Annotated in this window: 16 protein-coding genes; 6 read left to right on the top strand and 10 right to left on the bottom strand. The window is 59.2% G+C overall.

Annotated elements, in window-relative coordinates; translation table 11 throughout:
• Window positions 1–63: 63 nt before the first annotated feature.
• Window positions 64–918 carry a LysR family transcriptional regulator gene (locus tag ACR0CA_RS11545; RefSeq protein WP_480551606.1) on the top strand — a complete coding sequence of 285 codons (855 nt, stop codon included), beginning with the start codon at window positions 64–66 and terminating at the stop codon, window positions 916–918.
• A gap of 24 nt (window positions 919–942) precedes the next feature.
• Here the strand turns inward: ACR0CA_RS11545 and ACR0CA_RS11540 are convergent, their stop codons facing one another.
• Window positions 943–1470, bottom strand: coding sequence for a redoxin domain-containing protein (locus ACR0CA_RS11540; protein ID WP_170786347.1), 528 nt, complete (start codon window positions 1468–1470; stop codon window positions 943–945).
• A gap of 91 nt (window positions 1471–1561) precedes the next feature.
• Here ACR0CA_RS11540 and leuB point away from each other — a divergent pair, with 91 nt between their 5' ends.
• A complete protein-coding gene (gene leuB, locus ACR0CA_RS11535) occupies window positions 1562–2665 on the top strand; it encodes a 3-isopropylmalate dehydrogenase (protein ID WP_480899135.1) in 1104 nt (367 codons plus the stop codon).
• 57 nt (window positions 2666–2722) lie between these two features.
• Here leuB and ACR0CA_RS11530 read toward each other — a convergent pair whose 3' ends face one another.
• Window positions 2723–4909, bottom strand: coding sequence for a transglycosylase domain-containing protein (locus tag ACR0CA_RS11530; RefSeq protein WP_170790127.1), 2187 nt, complete (start codon window positions 4907–4909; stop codon window positions 2723–2725).
• Window positions 4910–5167: 258 nt separating this feature from the next.
• Between ACR0CA_RS11530 and ACR0CA_RS11525 the strand changes: the two genes are divergently transcribed.
• The gene (locus ACR0CA_RS11525) at window positions 5168–5506 is read left to right on the top strand and encodes a P-II family nitrogen regulator (protein WP_058273036.1); all 339 of its coding nucleotides are present in this window, start codon (window positions 5168–5170) and stop codon (window positions 5504–5506) included.
• A gap of 32 nt (window positions 5507–5538) precedes the next feature.
• Window positions 5539–6843, top strand: a complete 1305-nt coding sequence (locus ACR0CA_RS11520; RefSeq protein ID WP_170771102.1) for an ammonium transporter — start codon at window positions 5539–5541, stop codon at window positions 6841–6843.
• Window positions 6844–6951: 108 nt separating this feature from the next.
• Here ACR0CA_RS11520 and ACR0CA_RS11515 read toward each other — a convergent pair whose 3' ends face one another.
• The 4 genes from ACR0CA_RS11515 to ACR0CA_RS11500 form a co-directional block, all read right to left on the bottom strand.
• Window positions 6952–8136 carry an amino acid aminotransferase gene (locus ACR0CA_RS11515; protein ID WP_480859527.1) on the bottom strand — a complete coding sequence of 395 codons (1185 nt, stop codon included), beginning with the start codon at window positions 8134–8136 and terminating at the stop codon, window positions 6952–6954.
• The gene (sseA, locus tag ACR0CA_RS11510; protein ID WP_480899133.1) at window positions 8136–8990 is read right to left on the bottom strand and encodes a 3-mercaptopyruvate sulfurtransferase; all 855 of its coding nucleotides are present in this window, start codon (window positions 8988–8990) and stop codon (window positions 8136–8138) included. Before sseA ends, ACR0CA_RS11515 begins: the two co-directional genes overlap by 1 nt.
• Before the next feature lie 80 nt (window positions 8991–9070).
• Window positions 9071–9340, bottom strand: coding sequence for a CBU_0592 family membrane protein (locus tag ACR0CA_RS11505; RefSeq protein WP_170786337.1), 270 nt, complete (start codon window positions 9338–9340; stop codon window positions 9071–9073).
• A gap of 22 nt (window positions 9341–9362) precedes the next feature.
• Entirely contained in the window at window positions 9363–9914 is a 552-nt protein-coding gene (locus ACR0CA_RS11500) for a helix-turn-helix domain-containing protein (RefSeq protein ID WP_170771112.1), read from the bottom strand.
• Between the two features lie 108 nt (window positions 9915–10022).
• Here ACR0CA_RS11500 and ilvD point away from each other — a divergent pair, with 108 nt between their 5' ends.
• Entirely contained in the window at window positions 10023–11855 is a 1833-nt protein-coding gene (gene ilvD / locus ACR0CA_RS11495) for a dihydroxy-acid dehydratase (RefSeq protein WP_480899131.1), read from the top strand.
• An 85-nt stretch (window positions 11856–11940) separates the two neighbouring features.
• Here ilvD and ACR0CA_RS11490 read toward each other — a convergent pair whose 3' ends face one another.
• Window positions 11941–12381: a hypothetical protein gene (locus ACR0CA_RS11490; protein WP_170771117.1), complete on the bottom strand. Its 441-nt coding sequence runs from the start codon at window positions 12379–12381 to the stop codon at window positions 11941–11943.
• A 235-nt stretch (window positions 12382–12616) separates the two neighbouring features.
• Complete coding sequence (locus ACR0CA_RS11485; RefSeq protein ID WP_480899129.1) at window positions 12617–13435, bottom strand: sulfotransferase family protein; 819 nt, start codon at window positions 13433–13435, stop codon at window positions 12617–12619.
• 141 nt (window positions 13436–13576) lie between these two features.
• Here ACR0CA_RS11485 and ACR0CA_RS11480 point away from each other — a divergent pair, with 141 nt between their 5' ends.
• Window positions 13577–15154: a DUF5928 domain-containing protein gene (locus ACR0CA_RS11480; protein WP_480899127.1), complete on the top strand. Its 1578-nt coding sequence runs from the start codon at window positions 13577–13579 to the stop codon at window positions 15152–15154.
• A gap of 37 nt (window positions 15155–15191) precedes the next feature.
• Here the strand turns inward: ACR0CA_RS11480 and amaB are convergent, their stop codons facing one another.
• Complete coding sequence (gene amaB, locus ACR0CA_RS11475; RefSeq protein ID WP_480899125.1) at window positions 15192–16688, bottom strand: L-piperidine-6-carboxylate dehydrogenase; 1497 nt, start codon at window positions 16686–16688, stop codon at window positions 15192–15194.
• Window positions 16689–16706: 18 nt separating this feature from the next.
• Window positions 16707–17813 (bottom strand): saccharopine dehydrogenase family protein, encoded by a 1107-nt coding sequence (locus ACR0CA_RS11470; RefSeq protein ID WP_480899123.1) that lies wholly within the window; start codon window positions 17811–17813, stop codon window positions 16707–16709.
• Between the last annotated feature and the right edge of the window lie 17 nt (window positions 17814–17830).

Raw genomic sequence — 17830 nt, 5'->3', positions numbered from 1 at the left:
GATTTCTGCTGACAAAAAGGCACTAAACTGCATCAAGATCATGCAATTTTGCAGGTAACTGACATGAATTGGGACAATCTGAAAGTGCTTCTGGCCATTGGTCGGGCCGGTTCACTGACCGGCGCGGCGCACGCGCTTGACGTCGACGCGACGACGATGGGGCGGCGTCTGACTGCGCTTGAAAAAGAGCTGGGAGTTATCCTGTTCGTGCGCTCTAAATCCGGCTTTGTCCCGACCGAGGCGGGCGTCATCGCGATCCGGCAGGCCGAACAGATCGAGGCACATTATCACCAGATGACCGACCAGATTTCGCAATCGCAGGCCAGCGCCGTAGGCGTGATGCGGCTGGTTGGAAATTCATGGACAATGCAACGGCTGGCAATGACCGGCATGGATCGCTTTCTGGCCACCAATCCGGGGCTGGATCTGCGACTGATGACCCGCGCACCGTCTGCGCGTGTCTCGGGTGAAGCATCGATCCAGATGTGGTTCGAGGTTCCACCCGAAGCTGCGGAATACACCGTCACGCTTGGTCAGGTGCCATATGCCGTATACCGCGCGGCGCATCTGGACACACCCCCTGCCAATTGGGTCGCCTTTTTTGACGAAGAAGCAAGTCGCCCGATCATCAGCCGGGCTGTCGAGCGGCTGAGCAAAAGTACCGAAACCATGCGCGTCACCGCCACCGATGCCAGCGTTCTGGTTTCAGCCGTCGCCGCAGGGGTCGGCAAGGGTCTGTTGCCGATGTGTCTGGCCAAAGGGCGCGACGATCTGGTGCGTGTGGGCACAGGCCGGCCCGAATTTAACCGAAGCCTGAACCTCTATCTCAACCCCGACACAGTCGGATACAAACGGGTTCAGGTCACGGTCGAATGGCTGCGCGCCGCCTTTTCGGACGCGTTTGGGCCCTCTGGCTGATCCAGAAGGCCCATCCACCACCACCTACAGGGCACCGGTATAGGTGCCGCGCGGGGGATAGCCGTTGTTCAGCGCAAATTTGATGCCTCCGGCAATATCGGCAATGGCGGGGCGGGCAAAGGGAATGGTCTGCTGCCAGGCGAAATACAGGTTGCGGTCGGGCGAGATGTAGAAATGTCCCGGCTCGGCGAAGAACGCGGCCTCTGCAGTCCCTTCACGTCCTTCCGAGATGTTCAGCCCCCAGTCTTCCCGCGCCTCGGCCATAGGCAGACTGTGACCCACACGCAGGCGCGACACGCCCGCTTTTTCAACCGTTTCAGCAGCGCGCTCGGCGGTGTCCGTGGTGATCATTACCACCTCGATCCCCAGTTCGGCAAAGTCATCCAACGCCGCTTCGACCTCGCCCATCTGACGAATGCAGATCGGGCAATGCAACCCGCGATACTGAATCACCAACGTGCCGTTTTCGCCCTTGTCGCGCTCAAGATCGAAGTCCCCACCGGCGACGGTTTCAATTTTCAGTGCGGGAACCGGGTTTCCGGGTGTCAGCATGTGTTTTCCTCGTGGTTTGGCGGGATCGTCTCATTGACCCGATGCGATGCAGACGCTAGGGCCTGTGCGACGAAACGCAAGGAGACCTTTCATGTCCAACCCCTCGCTCCTCATCCTGCCCGGAGACGGAATTGGCCCGGAAGTTATGGCCGAAGTGCGCAGAATCATCGGCTGGTTCGGCGACAAGCGCGGCCTTCACTTTGACGTGAGCGAGGATCTGGTCGGCGGTGCCGCCTATGACGCGCATGGCACGCCTTTGACGGACGAAACCATGGCCAAGGCGCAAGAGGTGGACGCGGTTCTGCTGGGCGCCGTGGGTGGCCCGAAATACGACGATCTGGATTTCAGCGTAAAGCCCGAGCGCGGCCTGTTGCGCCTGCGCAAGGAAATGGACCTGTTTTCCAACCTGCGCCCGGCCCAGTGCTTTGACGCACTGGCGGATTTCTCGTCGCTGAAGAAAGACATCGTGGCCGGTCTGGACATCATGATCGTGCGCGAGCTGACTTCGGGTGTCTATTTCGGCGAGCCGCGCGGCATCTTCAACGAAGGTAATGAGCGTGTAGGCATCAACACCCAGCGCTATACCGAGTCCGAGATCGAACGCGCCGCGCGCTCGGCCTTTGAACTGGCGATGCGCCGGAACAAGAAGCTGTGCTCGATGGAGAAAGCCAACGTGATGGAATCGGGCATCCTGTGGCGCGAGGTCGTGGACCGTGTCGCAGCGGACTACCCCGAGGTCGAGCTGTCCCATATGTATGCCGATAACGGCGCGATGCAGCTGGTGCGCGCACCCAAGCAGTTTGACGTGATCGTCACTGACAACCTGTTCGGCGATATCCTGTCGGATTGTGCAGCGATGCTGACCGGCTCGCTGGGTATGCTGCCATCCGCTTCGCTGGGTGCGCCCATGGCCAACGGCCGCCCCAAGGCGATGTACGAACCCGTCCACGGCTCGGCCCCCGATATCGCGGGTCAGGGCAAGGCCAACCCGATTGCTTGTATCCTGAGCTTTGCCATGGCGCTGCGCTACAGCTTTGACCAAGGGGATGAGGCCGATCGCCTGGAAGCCGCGATCGAGAAGGTTCTGGCCAATGGTGTCCGCACCGCCGACTTGCTGGCCGGAGAGGGCGTTGAGCCGGTCTCGACCACAGAAATGGGCGACGCCATTCTGGCCGCACTGAACGAAAGCGTCTGATTTCGCCTCACCACGTGTAGAAAAGGCGGTGCCCAGCGCACCGCCTTTTTTTGTGACTTAGTTGCCGAATATATTGTTCAGCAGGTTGTTGATGGCCTTCTCAAACCCGTTGTTCTGCCTGCGGCGCTGCTGCCGAGGCTGTTCGGTTCGCACCGGCGGGTCCGGGGCCAGCATGGGCAGTGGGGTGGGTGTCATCCCTTCGGTCACGCGCACCATCGTCTCTTTCCAGATCTCGGCGGGCAGGCCGCCGCCTGTGACGCCAGACAGCGGCGTGTTGTCGTCATACCCCATCCAGACACCGGTCACATAATCCGCCGTGAAGCCAATGAACCAAGCATCCCGCGCCGCCTGCGTGGTGCCGGTCTTGCCTGCCACCTGCCACCCCGGCAGTTTGGCGCGCCCACCGGTGCCCTCGGACACCACACGCTCCATCATCCAGGTCAGTTGCTTGGCCGCCTTGTCATTTATGACACGCTCACCAATACCGGTTGTCGTCACCATGACAGGGGTATCGTCACCCAACAGCTTCAGCTCGGTCAGGCCATAAGGTTCAACCGCAGAGCCTCCGTTCAAAATACCCGCATAGGCGCCCGTCATCTCGATCAGCGTGCTCTCAGACGCGCCCAATGCCAGTGCCGGGCCTTCGGCCAGATCGCTGGCGATACCGAATTCGCTGGCAACGGTGCGCACATTCTCTAGCCCTGAAATCTCGGCCACTTTCACCGCCGGGATGTTCAACGAGTTCTTCAGGGCATCCGCCAGTGTCACCCGACCATAGAACTTGTTGGTGTAATTCTTGGGACACCACTGGCCCGAGCCGGGGATATCGATGCAGTAAGGCTCGTCCATCACCGTATCCAACGGCGAATAGCCCAGTTCCAGCGCCGTGGCATAGACGAACGGCTTGAACGATGACCCGGTCTGTCGCAGCGCCTGCGTGGCGCGGTTGAACGCCCCCGACACGCGGGTCTTGCGCCCGCCAACCATGGCGCGCACCGCCCCATCGGCCGACATCACAACAATGGCGGCCTGCGCCTTGGACCCTTCGCGCACCTTTTCCTGAAAGATGTATTTCAGCGCCTCTTCTGCCGATGTCTGGATGCGCTGATCCAGCGTGGTGCGAATCACCACATCCTCAGTCGTATTACGGGTAAAGAATTCAGGTCCGCTGGCCATGACCCAATCGGCGAAATACCCCCCTGCGCGGGCAGCAGCAGCATCCGACAAAACCGCCGGGCGCGCGCGGGCTTCGCTAGCCTGCGCGGTGGACAGGTATCCCTGGTCCTCCATCAGCCCGACGACCAGTCGCGCCCGATCCTGCGAGCGTTGCAGGTTGTTCGTCGGAGCATAGCGTGTGGGCGCGACCAGCAACCCTGCCAACATCGCTGCCTCGGACGGCGAAACCTCGGCCGCCGAGATCCCGAAATAACGCTGGCTGGCAGCCTCGAACCCACGGGCACCGGCCCCAAGAAAAGCGCGGTTCAGGTAAATGGTCAGAATCTCGTCTTTGGAATACTTGACCTCCATCGCCATCGCATAGACGGCCTCTTTTGCCTTGCGCCAGAGCGAACCCTGACGGCAATCCGCCTCATACGCGGCCTCGGACTCCCACTCGGCGGGATCGTAGGGCACGCCAAGACACAACAGCTTGGCCGTCTGCTGGGTAATGGTCGACCCGCCATGGCCCGACAACGGCCCTCGCCCTTCGCTGAGGTTGATGCGCACAGCACTGGCAACGCCACGGGGACTGACGCCGAAATGGCGATAGAAGCGTTTGTCCTCGGTCGCGATGACCGCATGTTTTAGATGCGGCGACACGGTATCGGCGGTGATGACCCCACCAAACTGATCCCCGCGCCACGCATAAACCTTACCATCGCGGTCCAGCATCGTGACCGAACCGCGCGCACGACCGTCCAAAAGCGAATCGACATTGGGCAGCGTTGAGTAGACAACGCCGATCGCCAGCGCCAATAGCAGCGCACACACAGCCCCAACGCGCCAGGTCACGCCCCAGACCAGACGCCACAGCCAGCGGAACATCCGGCGGAAGATTCCGCCACCCTCGCCACCGGATTTCTTTCGTGTTTTCTTACGCGTGGCCTTGCGCGAGGTGGTTTTGCGCGCAACAGATTTCTTGCCCGCTGGCTTGGCCGCGCGCTTGGTCGTCTTGGGCTTGCGGCCCTTGGACGGGTATCTTTTATCCGCGACCAGAGGGGTCTTGCGGCGCCTGGACTCAGTCATTTCCGAACTCTGCCCGATTATCGTTTTGACGCACCATACCCTGCCGTACCGATGAAGTTGAGGTCAGAATTACCGGTAAATTCCCTCTCTTGAATGCATAATTTTTAATCGTTTTGCACTATTTGTGCAAAAATTGTGCACCTTGCCACAATTTTCCCCCTCTTCGCAGACCCGGGACGTTTCCTACAGCACCCGAGCACGCTTTTTTGCTGCGAGTGCAAACAAGCCGGACAGACCGGGGAAGCAGAGGGGATCAACGTGAAACTGATCATTGCGACAATCAAGCCGTTCAAGCTCGAGGAAGTGCGCGAGGCACTGACCGAAGCAGGCGTGCGCGGCATGATGGTGACCGAAATAAAGGGCTTCGGCTCGCAATCGGGTCACACAGAAATCTATCGCGGCGCAGAATATGCCGTGAACTTCGTACCCAAGATCAAGCTGGAGATCGTGGTGCCCGCCACGATGGCCGATCAGATCGTCGAAACCATCACCAAAACCGCCAAGACCGGCAAGATCGGCGACGGCAAGATTTTCGTCCTCGACGTCGAGCAGGCCCTGCGCGTGCGGACCGGGGAAACCAACGAGGAAGCGCTGTAATCCGCGCCCATCCGTAAAAGGACAGATATCAAATGAAACTAAACCGAATTCTCGCCACAGCCGCTGTGCTGGTCGCCTTTCCGGCGGCTGCATTCGCGAATGACCCGCCTTCTTCGATGGAGGACGTGGGCTATATCTTCACCACTCTGCTGTTCCTGATGGCCGGTTTCCTGGTCTTCTTCATGGCGGCCGGGTTTGCCATGTTGGAAGGCGGCCTTGTGCGTTCCAAGAACGTGGCGATGCAGATGATCAAAAACATCGCGCTCTTTTCCATAGCGGCGATCATGTATTGGTTGGTCGGCTTCAACACGATGTATCCCGGCGACTTCAATGGTTTCTTTGCCATTGGTGGTCCGACCGTGCTTGATCCAGTGGGTATTGGTTCCGATGCAGCGGCGCTTGACTATGCCTCGATCGGCTCGGATTTCTTCTTCCAGCTTGTATTCGTTGCGGCAACCGCCTCGATCGTGTCAGGTGCCGTCGCCGAGCGGATCAAGCTGTGGCCCTTCCTGATCTTCGTCGTTGTTCTGACTGGTATCCTGTACCCGATCTCGGGCTCGTGGCAGTGGGGCGGCGGCTGGTTGTCTGAGGCTGGCTTCTCTGATTTCGCAGGCTCGACCGTAGTACACTCGGTCGGTGGCTGGGCGGCACTGGCCGGTGCAATCATCCTTGGCCCGCGTATCGGCAAGTACAAGGACGGCAAAGTGCACCCGATGCCCGGTTCGAACCTGGCGCTGGCCACTTTGGGGACGTTCATCCTGTGGCTGGGTTGGTTCGGCTTCAACGGCGGCTCGCAACTGGCGATGGGCACCGTGGGTGACGTATCGGACGTGTCGCGCATCTTTGCCAACACCAACATGGCCGCAGCCTCGGGTGCTGTAGCAGCCCTGATCCTGACGCAGGTTCTGTACAAGAAACCTGACCTGACCATGGTGCTGAACGGCGCGCTGGCCGGTCTGGTCTCGATCACCGCTGAACCCCTGGCCCCGACCCTGTTCGGCGCGCTGTGGATCGGTGCGGTTGGCGGCATCATCGTAGTATTCGCGGTTCCGATGCTGGACAAGTTCAAGATCGACGACGTTGTCGGTGCCATCCCGGTTCACCTGTTCGCAGGCATCTGGGGCACTATCGCCGTGATCTTCTACGGTGAGGCCTCGCTGGGCACACAGCTGCTGGGTATCGCGGCCTACGGTGTGTTCACCTTTGTCGGTGCACTGGTTCTCTGGGGTATCCTGAAAGCCACCGTTGGCATCCGCGTTAGCGAAGAGGATGAGATCAACGGCCTCGACATGGCAGAGCTGGGTATGGAAGCCTACCCCGAGTTCTCGAAGGGCTAAGACTCGAGAGTATTCAAATCAAAACCGGGCGTTCGCGCCCGGTTTTTTTGTTTTCCCAAAAAGAAAGCCGCGCAGGAAAGCGCGGCTTTGCTTGATTTTGAAAGGGCCTCAGACGCCGACGTCAACAATCGCCTTAGCCAAAATCGGCACCGTCGTTGCGTTCAGACCGGCGATGTTCAACCGGCTGTCGCCCACCATGTAGATGCCGTGATCGACCCGCAGTTGCTCGACCAGTTCCGGCGCGGCACCCAGGCGCGAAAACATGCCTCGGTGCTGAGCAACAAAACCAAAGCGGTCAGAACCTGTCAGGCGTTGCAGCTCGTCCGCCAGTTGCTGGCGCAGACCCAGCATCGACAGGCGCACCTCTTCCAGTTCTGCCGCCCAGTCGGCGCGCAGGGCGTCGTCATTCAGGATCGTGGTCACAACGCGCGCGCCATGGTCAGGCGGGAAGGAATAGTTCTGACGGTTCAGGAAGGCCAGCGTCGATTGGTTCAGCGATGTCTGCGCCGCGTCATCGCTGATCGCCATCAGCAGGCCAGTCCGTTCGCGGTAGACGCCGAAGTTCTTGGAACAGGAGGCCGCGATCAGGCAACGCTTGACCGACGAGGCCACTAGACGAGTCGCCTGCGCGTCCTCTTCCAGACCATCGCCAAAGCCTTGATATGCGATGTCGATCATCGCCACGAGGCCTTGCGCATTGATCAAGTCCACGACCTCTTGCCACTGCACCATGTTCAGGTTTGCACCGGTGGGGTTGTGGCAGCAGCCATGCAGCAGCACCACGTCGCCCGCCTTGGCCGTTTTCAGATCGGCGATCATGCCGTCGAAATCGACGCCGCGCGTCTCGCCGTCGAAGTAGCGGTACGGGACGGTTTCGATGCCCAGATAGCTCAGGATCGACAGGTGGTTGGGCCATGTTGGGTTCGACACAAACACGCGGGCCTCAGGGTTGGCCATGCGGATCATCTCAAACGCCTGACGACAGGCACCGGTGCCCCCGGGGGTCGCCACGGCAGCGATATTGCCGCGCGGCACGGCATCGCCAAGGATCAGGCCGATCATCGCATCGGCATAGGCCGGATCACCAGCCAGACCGGTATAGGCTTTGCTGTCCTGCTCTTCCAGAATGCGCTTTTCGGCGGCCTTGACGGCGCGCATCACCGGGGTCACGCCTTCGGCATTCTTGTAGACGCCCACGCCCAGATCGATCTTTTGATCGCGCGGGTCGTCGCGGTACATCTGCATCAGCGCCAAGATCTTGTCGGCAGGCTGCGGTTTGAGGTTCTCGAACATCAGTTCTCTCCGGTTGCGACGGGCAGGGTCGGGAAGGCACCCCATTCAGCCCAGGAGCCGTCATAAAGCGAATGGTCTTTCTTGCCCATGCGTTCCAACGCAAGGCTGAGGATCGCGGCGGTCACGCCCGACCCGCATGAGGTGATGGCGGGTTTCGACAGATCAACGCCAGCGCCCTCGAACACGGCGCGGCACTCCTCAGCTGATTTCATCGTGCCATTTTTGTTCAGCAATTCGCCAAAAGGCACGTTGCGCGACCCCGGAATATGGCCCGAACGCAGCCCTTCGCGCGGCTCGGGCGCGGTGCCTGCAAAGCGGGCGGCCGCGCGGGCGTCGATGATTTCGTGATCGTTCAGCTTGGCTGCGGCCGAGACCTGCGTCACATCCCGCACCAGATGGTTCTGCACGCGCACTGTCATGTGACGGTCCCGGATCACAGGAGGCAAATCCTCGATCTCGCGACCCTCGGCCTGCCATTTGGGAAAGCCGCCGTCCAGAACGGCCACGTTCTCTTGCCCCATCAGGCGGAACAGCCACCAGACCCGTGCCGCCGACATCAGGCCTGCGCCGTCATAGACCACGACCTGATGCCCGTCGCCGACACCCATCGCCCGCATCCGCGACATGAATTTCTCGACCGGAGGAGCCATGTGCGGCAGGTCGGACCGCGCATCCGAAATCTCGTCTATATCAAAGAACCGCGCACCGGGGATATGGGCCGCATCATATTCAGCCTTGGCGTCGCGCTGCTGTTGCGGCAGGTACCACGACCCGTCCAATACCCGCAGATCGGGGTCTTTCATATGGGCTGCAAGCCATTCGGTGGAAACGAGGGTTTTCGGATCGTCCTGCATCTGGGCCTCCGCTGCGCGCGCTTGCGTTTTCCCTATACGCGCGCGAATGCGGGTTCAAGGCTGGATGGGCGGCAGAACAGCTACCTTGTGCGGCGCAGGCGGAAAAACTGCACAATACCGATCAGGCTGATCAAGATCCAGAATGTCTCGATCAGCATAGAGGCGAGGTTGAAATTCTCGAGCAGGGAATACACGATCAGGATGGACCCGGCGAGGTTCAGGATCGGGAAGGCCAGATCGTCTGAATTCATCATCCGCATCTGAGTGGCAAAATACGCGGCCACAACGACAAGCGCCCCGAAAGACCCGATGGCATCCGCCAGCGTGAGTGAGGTGATGAAATCTGCCACTAGAGCCCCTTTTCTAAGACCTTCAGACGGATGCGACCCGCGCGTAGTGATGCATATTCAAAAACGCGGCCCCCTCGGGCCCGGCGCGATAGCCATGCGGCAAGTCGGCGGCAAAACGCAGCCCCTGTCCGGCCCGCAAAGGCACCCATTCGCCATCGCGCAGAATTTCAAGCGATCCATTCAGAACGAATACCTCTTCGGTCACCCCTGCGGCATGGGCGGCGGATTCGTGGCTTTGGTTTGGGGCAAGATCAACGTGAAAGGTCTCGGCTCCCAGGGCGGGGTCATAAGGAAAGACAATCTTGACCTCGATGCTGCCGGGGAAAGTCACGGTTCGGAACAGGCTGGCATCCGCCGGGTCACGCAGAACGGACGATCCGATCAACGCGCTGAGCGGCAGCTGAAACCCTTTGGCGATCTTCCATAGGGTCGCGATGGTCGGGCTGGACTCACCACGCTCGATCTGGCCCAGCATGGCTTTGCTGACGCCTGTCATCTCGGCCACCTTCGACAGGCTCAGCCCCGAGGCCGCGCGCACATCCCGCAGTTTCAGCGTTATTTCATCCGGTGCCATGTCGTTCGTCTTTCGAATCCTCTTGTGCGTTATAGCGCACATGTGATACGTGCGCTATAACGTACAAACCCCAAGACATGCAACCCGAGGCAATAGGGAAACAGCGTCATGCCACTCTACCGATCCAGAACCTCTACACATGGCCGCAACATGGCCGGAGCCCGCGGCCTGTGGCGCGCAACCGGTATGGGGGATGACGATTTCGGCAAACCGATCATCGCCATCGTCAACTCGTTCACGCAATTTGTGCCCGGTCACGTTCACCTGAAAGACCTTGGCCAGATGGTCGCGCGCGAGGTTGAAAAGGCCGGTGGCGTCGCCAAAGAGTTCAACACGATCGCTGTGGATGACGGCATCGCCATGGGCCATGACGGGATGCTGTATTCGTTGCCCTCGCGCGAGGTTATCGCGGATTCGGTCGAATACATGGTCAACGCACATTGCGCCGATGCGATGGTTTGCATTTCGAACTGTGACAAGATCACGCCGGGTATGCTGATGGCCGCCATGCGCCTGAACATCCCTGCAATCTTTGTTTCGGGCGGGCCGATGGAGGCCGGCAAGATCGACATCGCCGATCTGGACGCCAAGAAAATCGACCTTGTAGACGCCATGGTTGCTGCCGCGGATGACCGGTTCACCGACGAACAGGTTCAGCACATCGAAGAAAATGCCTGCCCCACCTGCGGGTCGTGTTCCGGCATGTTCACTGCAAACTCGATGAACTGTCTGGCCGAAGCGCTGGGTCTGGCCCTGCCGGGCAATGGCTCGACGCTAGCCACCCATTCGGATCGCAAAGAGCTGTTCCTTGAAGCAGGCCGCCGCATCGTCGAGATCACCAAGCGCCACTATGATCTGGACGAAAAGGGCTTCCTGCCCCGCGAAATCGCCACGTTTGACGCGTTCGAGAACGCCATGTCGCTGGACATCGCCATGGGTGGCTCGACCAACACCGTGCTGCACCTGCTGGCCATCGCGCATGAGGGCGGCGTGGATTTCGACATGTCCGACATGGATCGACTCAGCCGGAAAGTGCCGTGTCTGTGCAAGGTCGCGCCCAATACTGAGAACGTGCATATGGAGGACGTCCACCGCGCCGGTGGCATATTCTCAATCCTCGGCGAACTCAGCCGCGCCGGTCTGCTGCACGAGGGGTGCAGCACCGTACATTCCGGCACCATGGGCGAGGCGATTGCCAACTGGGACATCAAGGTCGCCAACAACCCCAAGGCGCAAGACCTGTTCAAAGCCGCGCCGGGCGGCGTGCGCACCACGCAGGCCTTCAGCCAGTCGAACCGGTACAAAGAGCTGGACACCGACCGCGAGGGCGGCGTGATCCGGTCCAAGGAACACGCGTTCAGCCAAGATGGCGGTCTGGCCGTTCTGTTCGGCAATATCGCGCGCGACGGCTGTATTGTGAAAACCGCCGGTGTGGACCCGGCCAGCCTGACCTTTACCGGCTCGGCCTATGTTTGCGAAAGCCAGGATCAGGCGGTGAACGACATCCTGACCGGCAAGGTGAAAGAGGGCGACGTGGTCGTCATCCGCTACGAAGGTCCGCGCGGTGGGCCGGGGATGCAGGAAATGCTCTACCCGACCTCGTATCTAAAATCCAAAGGTCTGGGCAAAGCCTGCGCGCTGCTAACCGACGGTCGGTTCTCGGGCGGCACGTCGGGCCTGTCGATCGGCCATGTCTCGCCCGAAGCGGCCGAGGGTGGCGTCATCGGTCTGGTGCACCAAGGCGACAAGATCGAGATCGACATCCCCAAACGCTCGATCCATCTGGCGGTGTCGGACGAAGAACTGGCCACCCGCCTCGCCGAGCAGGACGAGAAAGGCTGGGAGCCGGCGGCACCGCGCAAACGCAAAGTGTCCACGGCGCTGAAAGCCTATGCCAAGCTGACCACAAGCGCGGCTAAAGGAGCTGTGCGTCAGGTCTGAGTTAGACGCCGCTCAACATAAATGGCCTACTTATCCGGTAGGCCGTTTTTGTTCTGTTGTGCGGACAATTCGGCCATTCAGCATGTTATGGCGGGCTCAGGTTCGCTCCTCCCAGTTCAAAGCGCATTTCGCCACCTTTACCGTCAACGAATACCAAGCTGCTTTCTTCCGAACTAACCTGTTTCATACTGAGAAACTTTTGCACCATGGGTGAATCCGCATCAATTCCAGGAGAACCCCAGGCGCATGCTGGCGAAGCGGAAGTTGGTTTGATCCTTAACTTGGGATAGCGACCTTTCATAACGCCTGTAGCACAAAGACAATGACCACAAATTGCGAATGCGGAGTTCTCGCCAATGTAGAACCTGAGGGGGCGTATTGGCGGCTTTCCATCGATTTCCACCAGGTCATAATCCCGCATAGTTTTGATGTGACTAACCACTGTGTCTGCTTGTGTATAAGAGGCCGTCGCGCATACGAATGCCGGGACAAAGACCGCGATGGTACCACTTCTCAGAAAACGCATACATCTGCTCCTAGATAGTGTTGAAATCTAAGACTTTAGGGAAAGGCTTACCCAGACATTTTCTGATTAAGTTATTGAGCAGCGCAAAGTGTCTCTTTGACTTGGGTCAATCAGTTTGTTTGTTGCCAGAGCCAATCAACTGGTCGAAAAACACATCTTTCGCAACTTCTGCTCTGGGCTCAATGCAGGCACTCACGTGCAAATCATGTTCTAAACAGATGCATCGTATTGCTCTTCAATCGCCAAGTTTGGCGTGGACCTCGTCCAGATCAATCTCGCCGATTGGCATCTTGTTGACCGGGTTCTCGAAATCGTATTTGAACAGCTCGAAATCCTGTTTGTAGATTTCGTAGACCAGATGCATCGACAGATCATCGAAGTAATCCTCGACCGGATGGGCGCGCTTGGGGCCGTGGCCCTCGGATTCGTTGAAGCGCGGGATCTGGGACAGGTCCACATCGTGCGGCGTGTCCAGATGGTTCAGGACATCCTGCATCCCTTCGTTGAAGGCTTCGGTCCAGAAAATCCGGTCATAGCGCCCGCCGTTGACGATAAAGGTCGAGACATGGCCTGACATGGCCGACCAATGAATATCCGGGTCCATCGGTCTGCGCCAGCGGATCGTGTCCCGCGCGAACAGCAGAAACCGACGAAAGCTGGCAATCTGGTCGAACTCGCCCTTGCCGTCATCGCCGCCAACCTCAATCCCATAATTATAGATCAGCGTCGGCACCAGGTTCCCGCGGTACCGTTTTCCGTTGCGCTGAATCCCACAGATCTTGTCAAAAAACGAGCTGAGAATCCGCGTGTAGGGATTGCGCACGCATGTGAACGCGTAAGACGCATGAGACCTGACATTGTCCGAGATCGGCCCCTTACTGCCATCAAAGGCCCATTTGTGCATCCCATCCTTGGCGTCATGGATATCACCGTCAAAGAAGCGGCCATGATCCGAGTAGTACATGATCTGGCCAATGGTCGAGCAGGCACATTTCGGCACCACCCGGTACACCATGCTTTCACTCTCGGTCATCCATGTACCGGGAAAACCCATCTGCTATGCCTCCTGCGCGGATCAGAACCTTGAAATCTTGTCCGCATTTTCAAATCAGAGAACCAAAAATATTCTGTTTATTCAATCGCTCATCCTCAGTATCACGGTTGCAAACGGGCAGAAACGGAAATTGTGAAACAAATGGCAAAGATTGCCTATATTTTGCTGTGCCACAAAGACCCTGATGCGATCATCGCGCAGGCTGAACAACTGACGGCCGCAGGCGATTGCATGGCGATCCATTTCGACGCGCGCGCCAGCAAGGACGCCTTTCAGCGCATTCAAGACGCGTTAAAGGGCAACCCGAACGTCACCTTTGCCAAAAAGCGCATCAAATGCGGCTGGGGGGAATGGTCGTTGGTTCAAGCCACCCTCAATGCGATCGAAGCCGCCGTTACAGCCTTTCCACGCGTCACGCATTTCTACATGGTCTCGGGCGATTGCATGGCGATCAAGACGGCCGAGTACACGCACAACTTTCTGGACGAACGCGACCACGACTTTGTTGAAAGTCACGATTTCTTTGACAGCAACTGGATCAAGACCGGGATGAAGGAAGACCGGCTGATCTATCGTCATTTCTTCAACGAACGCACGCAAAGCTGGTCGTTCTACACCTCATACGAATTGCAGAAACGCTTTGGCCTGACCCGCGATGTTCCGGCAGACATCCAAGTGATGATCGGCAGTCAATGGTGGTGCCTGCGCCGCCGCACGATTGAGATGATCCTGGAATTCCTGCGCCAGCGGCCGGACGTGAAACGGTTCTTCTCGACCACATGGATTCCGGATGAGACCTTCTTTCAGACCCTCGTCCGCCACCTGGTTCCCCGCGACGAGATCGAGAACAGAACGCCCACTTTCCTGATGTTTTCGGACTACGGGATGCCGGTCACGTTCTACAACGACCACTATGACATGTTGCTGGGGCAGGATTACCTGTTTGCCCGCAAAATTAGCCCCGAGGCGCATGAGCTGAAGGACCGGCTTGGCGCGCTCTACGCGGCTGAGGGGGTGGAGTTTCAGATCTCGGATGAGGGGCGCAATCTCTACGGCTTCCTGACCGGGCGTGGCCGGGTCGGACGCCGCCACGGCCAAAGGTTCTGGGAGGCCGCCAATACGCTAGGCCCGGATCGTGACCTGTACCTGGTGGTGTGCAAAAAGTGGCACGTGGCCAAGCGGTTGATTGATCAGATCGCCTCGGAAACTGACATGGCCTGCGTCGAATATCTGTTCAACGAACAAGACACTGCGTTACCTGATCTGGGCGGGATCGAGACCACTTTGCTGAAACGCTCTCGCCACAGGAGGGCGGTTGTGGGTATGCTGTTCGACAGTTTCGACACTGACAGGCTGGTTCTGTGTGTTGACCCAGCCAATCTGGACATCGTTCAGGACTTCTGCGCCGATCAAGCGCGTACCCATGTGCTTGAGGTCGAGTGCGAGTATTCCAACGATTACTTGATCGGGCACGCCCGTCGGGTCGGTTTGGCAGGCGCGCAAAGCCCCGAACAGACGGTCGCGCCCCTGATCCCCACTCTGCGCCATTCGCTGGCCTACGAATCCGAAATGATCCGCGCGGCTGCCTCGGACGATTATTTCCGCATTCGTGAAACCAATACAAAAGACGAGAATGCGGTGGCTGTTGCCGGGTTTTTGAACGCCACGACGGACATTGCGGAACGCATTCTGCGTCTGGACTACCTGTTTGCAGATTAATCCCGGCGACACTCCGAAAAGGCCGCCGGGACAACGATCAGATGTCGAATTTCACACCCTGCGCCAGCGGCAGTTCGGCCGAGTAATTCACCGTATTGGTCTGGCGCCGCATATAGGCCTTCCACGCGTCCGATCCGCTTTCACGCCCGCCGCCGGTTTCTTTTTCACCACCAAAGGCTCCGCCAATCTCGGCCCCAGACGGACCGATATTGACGTTGGCAATACCGCAATCTGATCCGGCTGCGGTCAGGAACTGTTCCGCTTCGCGCATGTTCAGGGTGAACACGCAAGACGACAGGCCTTGCGGCACATCGTTCTGGATCTCGATGGCGTTATCAAAATCGTCGTAGCCCATCACATAGAGGATCGGCGCAAAGGTCTCGGTCTTTACGGTGGCCGTCTGGTCGGGCATCTCAACAATGGCGGGCTGCATATAGACGCCATCCGGCACGCCCTCGGTGACGCGCTGACCGCCAAAGACCGCGCCGCCCTCGGCCTCAGCTGCCTTCAGCGCGGCAGTCATAGCTGCGCCCGAGGCCTCATCGACCAGCGGGCCAATCAGCGTGCCCTCGGTCAGCGGGTTGCCGATGGGCAGACCGGCATAGGCCTTTTTCAAGCGACCCACCAGTTCCTCACGGATCGAGTTATGCACGATCAGGCGGCGCAGCGTGGTGCAGCGTTGACCGGCTGTTCCCACGGCTGAGAAGACAATTGCGCGAACCGCCATTTCCAGATCGGCCGAGGGGCCAACGATCATCGCGTTGTTGCCGCCCAGTTCCAGAATACACTTGCCAAAGCGGGATGCCACCACAGGAGCCACTGCGCGACCCATGCGGGTGGAACCGGTCGCCGAGATCACCGGCACATCTTCGCTGGCCACCAACGCCTCGCCCAGCGCGGCACCGCCGACCAGGGTTTGCAGCAGGTGATCCGGCGCATCACCGAACCGGGCCAGTGCCCGTTCGAAAATCTTCTGGCAAGCCATCGCGGTCAGAGGTGTCTTTTCGGATGGTTTCCAGATCACCGTATCGCCACAAACCAGCGCGATCGCCGCGTTCCACGACCAAACCGCAACCGGGAAGTTGAAGGCCGAGATCACGCCGACTGGCCCCGCCGGGTGCCATGTCTCCATCATCCGGTGTCCGGGGCGCTCGGATGCGATGGTCAGACCGTATAGCTGGCGCGACAGGCCCACGGCAAAGTCGCAGATGTCGATCATCTCTTGCACTTCGCCCAGCCCTTCGGAGGTGATCTTGCCCGCCTCCCAACTCACTAGCGCGCCCAGATCTTCTTTGGCGGCGCGTAGTTCCTCGCCAAGCAGACGGATCAATTCACCCCGGCGCGGAGCGGGTACGGTGCGCCAGGCATTGAATGCCGTTTTGGCATTGGCAAACACAGTCTCCATGTCGCCCGCCGGGGTTTCATGCACCTCGGCCAGCAGGCTGCCGTCGATGGGCGAGCGCACGGTCAGCGAGCCGCCGGTCAGCTCAGCCGCTGTCAGGTCCAGATTGGCAAGGGTGGTTTGCGCAGTCATCACGATGTCTTTCATATCTTAGGCCGCCTTGTTTTGTTGGGTTGCATCGCCAGCGCGAAAAAGCTGGCCAAATTCGGTGTTCAGGAAATCGGACAGGGCCACTTGTTCCTGCCGGACAAAGCCCTTGGCAGGCAGCGCACCGGTGCGCATCAGATCGACCACGCCCAATACGCCTGCAGCAGTGGTGACTTGAATGGCGCTCCAGACCTGTCCGTTGATCTTGCGGGCATAGCTTTTGTTGATCAGGGATTTCTCGCGGAAGCTTCCTTCGATCATGCCTTTGGCTGTGCAATAGACCAGCACTACGTCTTGATCCGTGCGCGGAAGGGCGGTCTCGAAAATATCCTTGAGCAGATCGCGCCGGCGTTCCAGCCCCAGATCCTTGAGCAGCAGCTTCAGGATATCGCAATGGCCGGGATACCGGATCGAGCGATAGGACACCGCGCGCGCCTTGCCCTCCAGCGTTTCGGGCAAAGTGCCCAAGCCGCCCGAGGTGTTGAAACACTCATATTCCACCCCGTCGTGGCCCAGCAGTTCGTAATCTTCCAGCGGCGCGGTCTTGATCCGCTCACCATTCACGATGGCGTCGCAAGGGTTGCAATACTCGTTGATCAACCCGTCGGTGGACCATGTGAGGTTATATTTCAACGCATTGGTCGGGAACAGAGGCAACGCCCCCACCCGCATATGCAAACTGTCCAGCGTGTCGAATTCGGCCGCCAGTGCAGCCCCAGCGATGCCGACAAAACCGGGTGCCAGACCACATTGCGGCATGAACGCGGTTTCGCTGCCGTCGGCCAGTTCGCGCACGGCATTGGTGGCCGCCACATCCTCGGTCAAGTCAAAGTAATGCACCCCTGCCGCTTTGGCCGCCTTGGCGATCTGCGGGGTCAAAAAAAACGGCGCGGCCGAGATCACGGCATCAATCCCCGCCAAGCCCTGCGCCAATTGCGTTTCATCGCCGACGTCGATCTGCCGGGTCGAGATACCTTGTCTGTTCAGCACCGAAAGGGCCGACAAGTCGCGGTCGGCCACGGTGACCGAATAGTTGGATGACGATTTCAGCAGGGCGGCGATCATATGACCGATCTTGCCTGCTCCGATGACACAGATATTCCAGCTCATAGTGCGCCTCCTCAAGT

It is taken from the genome of Ruegeria sp. F12, from assembly GCF_056533885.1.
Note: the sequence above shows the minus strand (reverse complement) of the source record. Positions and strands in the feature narration are given on the sequence as shown.